The organism is Candidatus Eisenbacteria bacterium (assembly GCA_005893305.1).
In the GTDB taxonomy this organism is placed as follows: domain Bacteria; phylum Eisenbacteria; class RBG-16-71-46; order SZUA-252; family SZUA-252; genus WS-9.
Genome location: VBOZ01000005.1, coordinates 8425 through 16764, shown reverse-complemented (window position 1 = coordinate 16764; position 8340 = coordinate 8425). Strand labels below are relative to the sequence as shown.

7 protein-coding genes, 1 tRNA gene and 1 pseudogene (1 of these 9 only partly in view) are annotated in these 8340 nt (G+C 66.2%); all 9 read right to left on the bottom strand.

Going from position 1 to position 8340, the window contains the following annotated elements; all coding sequences use genetic code 11:
• Window positions 1-620 (bottom strand): hypothetical protein (locus E6K79_00955; GenBank protein TMQ67039.1); only part of this gene is annotated, 620 nt, incomplete at its 3' end.
• Between the two features lie 498 nt (window positions 621-1118).
• Window positions 1119-1907, bottom strand: a complete 789-nt coding sequence (locus tag E6K79_00950; GenBank protein ID TMQ67030.1) for a hypothetical protein — start codon at window positions 1905-1907, stop codon at window positions 1119-1121.
• A gap of 57 nt (window positions 1908-1964) precedes the next feature.
• Window positions 1965-2041: transfer RNA gene (locus E6K79_00945), tRNA-Asp, on the bottom strand.
• A gap of 85 nt (window positions 2042-2126) precedes the next feature.
• Window positions 2127-3494: a SpoIID/LytB domain-containing protein gene (locus tag E6K79_00940; GenBank protein TMQ67029.1), complete on the bottom strand. Its 1368-nt coding sequence runs from the start codon at window positions 3492-3494 to the stop codon at window positions 2127-2129.
• The gene (locus E6K79_00935) at window positions 3494-4666 is read right to left on the bottom strand and encodes an anhydro-N-acetylmuramic acid kinase (protein TMQ67028.1); all 1173 of its coding nucleotides are present in this window, start codon (window positions 4664-4666) and stop codon (window positions 3494-3496) included. Before E6K79_00935 ends, E6K79_00940 begins: the two co-directional genes overlap by 1 nt.
• Window positions 4667-4709: 43 nt before the next feature.
• A complete protein-coding gene (locus E6K79_00930) occupies window positions 4710-5534 on the bottom strand; it encodes a carbohydrate ABC transporter permease (protein TMQ67027.1) in 825 nt (274 codons plus the stop codon).
• Window positions 5531-6400 carry a sugar ABC transporter permease gene (locus E6K79_00925; GenBank protein ID TMQ67026.1) on the bottom strand — a complete coding sequence of 290 codons (870 nt, stop codon included), beginning with the start codon at window positions 6398-6400 and terminating at the stop codon, window positions 5531-5533. Before E6K79_00925 ends, E6K79_00930 begins: the two co-directional genes overlap by 4 nt.
• A 28-nt stretch (window positions 6401-6428) precedes the next feature.
• Entirely contained in the window at window positions 6429-7673 is a 1245-nt protein-coding gene (locus E6K79_00920; protein TMQ67025.1) for an extracellular solute-binding protein, read from the bottom strand.
• Window positions 7646-8340: pseudogene (gene murQ, locus E6K79_00915) on the bottom strand (N-acetylmuramic acid 6-phosphate etherase); it runs 188 nt beyond the window's last position. Before murQ ends, E6K79_00920 begins: the two are co-directional and overlap by 28 nt.

Here is an 8340-nt window from a genome sequence, read left to right as displayed (position 1 = left end):
CTGTTGTATTGGGAATGATTCCCTAGGTCGTGATCAGTGATGATGCCTACTCTGACCGAGTCGGTGTAGGTCGGGTTCGACCGCACAAGCTCAAGCAGCTTCCACCACGCAAAGCGCTCCGCAACCCCTGGGCAGTTCTTGAATGCGATGTTCGTCAACTTCCTGTGTAGGACTTGAACCTGGGTCGCGTCGACCTTGCGCGCGTAACATTCGACGACAGGTGCAATTGATACCGCGTCTCCACGGAGATTCTTCGTATTTGTATCGATCGCGAAGATGACATCAAAATCTGACGCCAGGTAGGAGAGGAGGTCGGCTGCGTTCTTCCCCGTAACGCAGTTGACCACTTTGACTTTCCCGCCGTCCCGTTCGTATTCGGTTTGCGTGAAGACATAGTCCGGCTTGACCGGCCTCCCTGGCGCCAGTTGGGCGATTGGCAATCCGTCCTGATCCAGCGCAGGCCTCCCGTCGGGACCGATTGCGAGCTGGGGCCTTTCTCTGAAGCCGAAGTACACAAAACGGTCACGCTGACGGCGATCCGACTCACCATGGCACCTCTTAAATTTCTTCCCGCTCCCGCACGGGCAACGATCGTTGCGCCCCGTCTTTGTCGCGCTCATGCGACCGATTATAGCCGACCCGGCACCCGCGGCCCCTGACTTCGCGGCTCATTGGGGGAGATGTTGGCGATAGACGAGCCAAACTCACGGAGCTAGGGAGAGGGTGGCGACTTCCTGCCCCATGCCTTCTGCGCCCGGCTCGCAAGCCACAACTGCCCGAAGCGGGCAAGCGGTCGAAGAATCAGGTGATACCCAGCAACACACGAGATAAAAACAAGGAACCCAGGGCTCTCCTCGGGACGTCGCCAGAGGACGTAGGCGTATGCGGCGATAGCAATCACCTCGACCGGATCAAGCTCACGCAGAACCCGCGATGCGTGTTCCGGTGCCCCCATCGCCTCGGCGAAGTCCCATGCCGTTTTACTGGTCGGCCGCGATTCAGTCGGACCTTGGACACGTCCCGCGTAGGACGACGCAACCTCATCGTCGTCCTGATCGGGGCGATCAACGCGGGTGAGATCCGGGGATTGGGAGGGCCCACTTCCCGCGACCCGCTTCCTACCGCCTGCCATCGCCTGGCCCGCCGAGGGTCATCTTCATGAACAGATCGTGCTTCTGGGCCACGCGCTCTTCTGCCCGCTCGATGAACTCCATCACGGTTTTGTGCGGATCCGTCCCCAGGTCAAGGCCCGTCGTCGAGTAGTCGATGTCAACCCAGAGGCTGAACTCCGGAAGCCCTTGGAACTTGTTGAAGAGGCTCAACTCTTCGTACTCGGTCGCCCTCATCGCGCCCGCTTGGATCCGAAAGGAATACCGACCCTCCTTGCAAATGAACGGAATTGCCTGAACATCGACTAGGTCCTTGGTCAATTCGTTGAAGCGGGGGTCATCGGTTCGGTATAGGGCCCGTGCGATCCTCTTTACGGTTTCGTCGAACGACCCCACCGGATGCACAAATCCGGCCCGAATCCCGATCCTAACAAGGTGCCGCAGATCAAGGTGCTCTAACGGAATCCGCATGTACTTCCGCACCTGATCTCGGAAGTAGTTGTCGGAGGGCTGGTACTCCACATGATAGCCGGCGTTTCGGAACGACACGAAGCAGAGACGGTCGAATGCGGGCTCGAAGACATCGACGCGGCTATCCCGAAGCTGCCAGTGTGTGAAGTTCGCCGAGCCGGACTGATCACGATACAGTTGATCAAGGATGGCCCCGCGTTTATCAAAGAAATGCGGCTGAGGCTCATAGCGCATTTCGAAGATGCTCTTCCGAATGGTTTTCCTTCCAGAATCGTCCGCGAATTTCCCCGAAAATGAGAACGCCCCGAGCGAGCGGGGCGTCCGCATCTGCTGCTGTCCGACGTGCTTGTGGATTGCGGCGCTTAGACTTCCATTTTAAATTAATGGCGGGGCCGACGGGACTCGAACCCGCGACCTCCTGCGTGACGGGCAGGCGTTCTAACCAGCTGAACTACGACCCCACCGAGAGGCATTCAGGAGCAGATCGAGGAGTATAGGACGGGCGTTTTGGGGGGTCAATCGCAAAGACCCCTGCATCCAGCGGCCCTAGTCCACCCGGGCAAGCGACGTGCTCTTGTAGTAGTGGGCCAGGATGTCGCGATAGCCCTTCCCCGAGCGCGCCATCCCCATCGCGCCCCACTGGCAGAGCCCGATCCCGTGCCCGTTTCCGGCGCCGGTCGCGACTACCTTGAGCGGCTTCCCATCGCCATCCCGCTCCACGCCGATCTTGAAGAAGCTGCTGCGGAGGATTGCCGCTTGGCCGGGGCGGCGTAAGCCCCATCGCGTGCGGTCGCCGTGCAGGGTCCAATCTCCCATCGTGGTCCTGACCACGAGCTCCTGCACGCGACCCGAGCGTCCGCGGGATTTCACGGTCACGTCGACGAGATCTCCCGCGAGTGCCGCGAGCGCGCCGCCCTCCGCGGGACCGTACTGGCGGATCGTGGCCATGAACTGGATCGGGTCCCACTCCTCCCGCCAGCGAAAGTTCGCAGAGATCGAGCAGTAGGGCGTCGAGTTCTCGTCGTCGGCATCGAGCACGCTCCGGAGATAGGGGGTCCGGCTCCACGGCCAGACGTCCTCGACGTTCGCGGTCCTGCCGCCGCACGCGGAGGAATAGAGGGCCCGGATCGGCGCCCCGTCGCTCAAGAGAATCTCCCCCTGCGTGGCATCGAGCGCTCGCTCGCTCTGCGCGTTTTCGAGGCCGATGCCGCCGTAGACCTGATCCTCCACCGACGCGTAGAGATCGAACCCGAGCGCTGCGCGTCGGCCGAGGTACGACAGCGTGTACGACCGGGCCGCGACCGCCTGCGCCTTGACTGCCTCGAAATCCGACTCGGGCGGGGTGCCGATCTCGTGCGGAAGAACGCTCCGGAGGTAGCTCTCGATGTCGACCTGATTCACGAGCGTGAGGCCGTTGGGCTGGGACGTGAAGATCTTGAACGAGCCCCGGTACCACTTGCCGCCCCAACCGGAGTAGCCGGTGGCGACCGGCCGGAGCAGGAGCGTATCCGCGGGGGTCCCGCTCCAGATCGGCGCGGGCTCTCCCTCCCGGAATACCTCGATCACGCCGGCTTCGATGCGGGCGATCTGGAGCCGCGCTCCGGCTTCCTCCATGGCGATCGCCGACGGCGCGACGTCCTGGCCGCGGTAGGCGGACAGCTGCCACTCCTTCGAGCCCGCAACGAGCAGACGCGCGGCGCCCACGGTGAGGCCGATCTGAATCGATTTCACCGATCGCCAAGCCGATCCCGGCGGGAGCGGCGTCGGTGCGTTCGCGGGGGGCTGCGAGGGGGGCGGAGGCACGCCCGTGGTCGGGGGCAGCTCCTTCCAGGTTCCACCGCAGCCGGACGAGGTGACCGAGACCACAAGAGTCAGGAAAGCCGCGCGAATCACCGCTGAGACCCTCGCGAACATCACGCGGGTCTCGGCGGCGGGGTGATCGAGCCCAGTACAACCTCTCGCTTCGCGCCGGTCGCCGAGGGGACGTTGCCGGGGCGGCCGGAGAGCGACTCGAAGGCGAGGAAGGCGAACGCCATGGCCTCCTTCGCCTCGACCGGGACGCCGAGGGCTTCGCTCGTCTCGACCTTGGTGCCGTGGAGCCGGGCGCGGATCTCGGCGATGAGGGTCGTGTTCTTGGCCCCGCCGCCCGAGACGTAGACCTCGTGCGGCGCTCCCTTCCCCGACATCTCCACGCCGCGCGCCACTGCCAAGCCGGTTATGGCCGCCGCCGTCCGAAGCCGGTCCGCGAGGGCCATCCCCTCGGTCCTAGCCAGGAATCGCGATAGATACCCCGCGCCGAAGTCTTCCCGCCCCGCGCTCTTCGGCGGACGGCGCGCGAAGAACGGCTCGGACAGAAAATCCCGCACTACCTCCTCCGAGGCGTGGCCCCCGTCGGCGAGGGCTCCCCCCGCGTCGAACCGGGCGCCGGATGGTCCGAGCGCCCCGACGATGGCGTCCAGGAGCATGTTCGCGGGCCCGCAGTCGAACGCGATGACCCTGTCGAGGCCCGCACCCGCGGGAATCCGCGTGAGGTTCGCGATCCCGCCCAGATTCAGGAGCACCCGGTCGCGGGTCTTGGAGGCAGCCTGGTGGTAGTCGAATCGAGGGACGAGCGGGGCGCCTTCGCCGCCTTCCAGGATGTCCGCCATCCGGAAGTTCGAGACGACGGGGGAGCCGAGCGCAGCGGCGATCACCGCCGGCTCCCCGATCTGGATGCTGAGGCGCTTCCCCGAGCGCTCTCCATGGGGATCGTGGAAAACCGTCTGGCCGTGAAACCCGACGACCGTCGGCGCGATTCCCCGCGCGGCGAGCGCGGCGAGCGCGGCGAGCGCGGCCGCCACGGCGATCTCCGCCACCTCGACGTGGACCGCGAAGAGGTCCCGCATCGGGAGCGTCCCCTCTTGCGCCCCGAGCACGCGGCGCCGGAGCGAGTCGGGATAGGGGTGGAAGGCCGACGCGAGAAGCTCGCTCGGTCTGCGCAGCCCTCCCCTCGGGATCCTCGTCAGCGCGGCGTCCACGCCGTCTGCCGACGTCCCGCTCATGATTCCGACCGCATGGGCGTACCCCACCCGATCCGCCCGGCTCATCGCCCGCCTCCATGCAGCATCATCGCCACCCTCCCGAGGAACATCATCGACTACTCCCCTTCAAGACTCCCTCCACGATCTGCCTCTGGAAAAACGCGAACGCGACCAGGACCGGCGCGGTCGCGATGCTCGACCCGGCCAAGAGCGCGCCCCAGTCGACCGCGTGTTCCGACTGAGCCAAGAGCGCGAGCCCGACCGGGAGGGTACGCATCGACTCGGAAGTAGTCAAAACGAGCGGATGCAGAAACGAATTCCACGTGATCAGGAAGCCGTTCACTCCCACGACCGCGAGCCCCGGCCCGGAGAGCGGCAGCACGATCCGCCAGAAAATCGCCGCCGGCGACCATCCGTCCGTGCGCGCCGCATCCTCCAGCTCGGGCGACATCGTCTGATAGTAGTGCGCCATGAAGAGAACCCCGAACGGATCGGCCAGGTGCGGCAGGATGAGCGCGGGGTAACTGTCCAGGAGCCCGAACGTCGCGAGGAGAAGATAGAGCGGCACGAGCGTGACCTGCCGGGGCAGGATCAGGAACGCCGTCGCGAGCGCGAGGAAGACGCCGCGTCCCACGAATCGAACGCGGGCCAGTGCGTGCCCCGCGGCCGCCGCGAGGAGAATCTGGATCGGGACCGCGATCCCGGTCACGATGATCGAGTTGAGCGCGAAGCGGGCCATCGGCCCGCCCGAGAAGAGATCGCGATAGTGCTCCAGCGAAAGCGGCCGCCCGAACCAGTCGCCAGGCGCGATCGGCAGGTCGCCCCCCTTCCCCAGCGAAACGCGCGCCATGTAGAGGAGCGGCGCGAGCGAGAGAAGCGCGATCGCGCACAACGCGGCGTAGGTTCCGGCGCCCCCCTTTGTCGTCGCGCTCACGCGGCCGGCGCTTCAGCCGAGCCGCGACCCAGCAGCCGCCGCTGCACAGCAAGGATCAACCCCACCAAAAGAAGCAGCAGGAACGCGAGCGCCGACGCATAGCCCATCTCGAAGTGATAGAAGGCCCGTTCGTAGATGTGATAGACGAGCGTCAACGTGCTCTCCAGCGGCCCGCCGCGCGTCAATACGAACGGCTCGATGAAGATCTGGAAAGCCCGGATCGTGTTGAGGAGCACGACGAAGAGAAGCACCGGCCGGAGGTGGGGGAGGACGATCTTCCGCTCGATCAAGAGCGGCGAGATCCCCTCGAGCCGCGCCGCTTCGAGCTGCTCCCCGGGAAGCGTCTTCCGCGCCGCGAGAATCAAGATCGCGTAGTACCCGACGCTCGCCCAGACGTCCATCGCCATGATCGAGGGGAGCGCGAGCCGAACGTCCAGGAGCCAGTGGATATGCGGCAGTCCCAAAACACCCAACCACCCGTTCAAGAGCCCTTCCTCGGCGTAAAGCGACTTGAAGACGAGCGAGATCACGACCATCGAAAGAGTCGCCGGGAAGAAGATCGCCGCCCGGAAGAATCCCTCGCCGCGTCGCGCGCGGGCGAGGAGGGCGGCAACCGTGTACGCAAGGACGAGCGTCACGGGGAGCGTCCCCGCAACAAAGATCGCGGTTGTGCGGAGCGCGTGCCAGAAAGCGGGCGACGCGAGCGCGCGAGCGTAATTGTCGAGCCCCACCCAGCGGACCAGGTCGGGGCGCAATGGATTGTAGGAGAGGAAGCTCAGGATGAGCGAGTAGGCGAGCGGGAAGACTCCGAAGACGGCGAAGCAGAGACCCCAGGGCGCCAAGCCGAAGAAAGGCCGTCGCTTCATGGGCGCGGCCCGCCTCGCGCGCGGGGTCTCATGGTTGTCGCGCCAGGACCGCGTCGATCCTCGCGTCCGCGGAGGCGAGCGCGGCCTCGGCGGTCTTCCTCCCGTAGATCGCCTCCTCCAGCTCCCCGTTCACGATCTCCTCGATCTCTACCCAGCGGGGATGGAGCGGCGGGCCGACCGCGGTCTTGAGCTGACGGAGGAAAATCGCGTCCTTGGGATGTGACACGAAGTAGGAATCCGCGGATGAAGCCGACGCGGCCGGGAACGCGTTCCCGGTCGAGAGGAAGAGCGGCATCGCGTTCTCGGGCCGGACGAGAAAGCGCGCGAGCCGCATCGCGTCATCGACCCGCCTGGCGTTTCGGAAGATGCCGAGCACCTCCGCGCCAGCGAACGACGCCGGGGCCCCGCGATCGGCGGCCGGCTTCGGCATGAGCGCCACGGTGTAGTGCAGCCCCGGGGCCTCCTCCGGGAGCTTTCGGAGGAGCCACGGGCCCGAGATGATGATCCCGAGCCGCCCCTTGGCGAAGGCCTCCTCGTGCATCTCCTGGCGGTCGAGCAAGGAATACGGCTTGAGCGAGAGGTAGAAGCGAAGCGCAGCCACGTTCGCGGCGCTCGCGACGACGCTCCTCGTGAGGCTGGAATCGAGGATGTCGCCTCCGTTTCCCCACGCGAACGGCATGAACTTCTTGATGAGGATCTCCCGCTCGCCCGCGTTCATGCCGAAGCCTTTGGCGTCGGGGACCTTCGTGGCGATCATGCGCGCGGCCCGCGCGAGGTCCGCCCAGGTTTCGATGGGCTTCGAGGGATCGAGCCCGGCTCGCCGGAGGAGGTCGTCGTTCAAGTAGAGGGCGCGCGTCCCGAGCATCCAGGGGATCGCGTAGGCGCGCCCTCGGTAGCTCGCCACGTTCCACCCCAGGAGCGAGGGCCGAAGATCCGCCACGTGGTCCGTCAGATCGAGAAGGGTGCTGTCGGCGACGAGCCCGGGGAGAAACGTCGAGCCAAGCTCACAGAGGTCGGGCGGGCGTCCGGCGGCGATCGCGGCGACGATCTTCTCGCGGCCGCTCTGCCAGGTGAGCTGCTCCACCTGGACGGCGAGATCGGGATTGTCGGCGTTGAAGCGGTCGACGATCGGCTGGATCGCGGTGAGCGGCGAAAACTGCCAGAAGACGACCGTCCGCTTTCCGGAATCCTTCTTGGCGCAGCCGACCCCAAAAAAGACCAGGGCGGCCACGAGTGAGGCGACCGCTACCCTCGAATCGCCCTTCGCACCCATCCCTGGGCCTCCTTGAGCCTCCGCACCGCCTCCGGGCGCGTGATCCCCGCCCGGCGCATCACGATGGCCACCTTGAGGGACCCGCCCGCACCCTTCAACAAACGGTCGGTCTCTTCGTACCGGGCGCCCGTCGCGTGCATGAGGACGCGCTTGGTGCGCTCCTCGAGCTTCCGGCTCGCGGTCCGGAGATCGACCATCAGGTTCTCGTACACCTTCCCGAGCCGGACCATGGTCGCCGTCGAGAGCATGTTCAACACGAGCTTTTGGGCCGTCCCGGACTTGAGCCGGGTCGAGCCGGTCAACACCTCGGGCCCGACCCGGGGCGCGATCACGACGTCGCATCCGGGGACCCCGCCCGCCGGGTTCGCGGTGACGGCGATCGTGGCCGCGCCGACCTTTCGCCCGTAGGCGATCGCGCCCAGCGCGTACGGCGTGCGCCGGCTCGCCATGATCCCGACCACGATGTCCTTGGCGCCCACCTTGCGTTTCCTGAGCGCGGCCGCCGCGGCCCTCGGGTCATCCTCGGCGCCCTCGACCGATCGCACGAGCGCGCGGCGTCCGCCCGCGATGATCCCCTGGACCAACGTGCGGGGCGTCCCGAACGTGGGCGGACACTCTGCCGCGTCCAGGACTCCGAGCCGTCCGCTGGTCCCCGCGCCGACGTAGA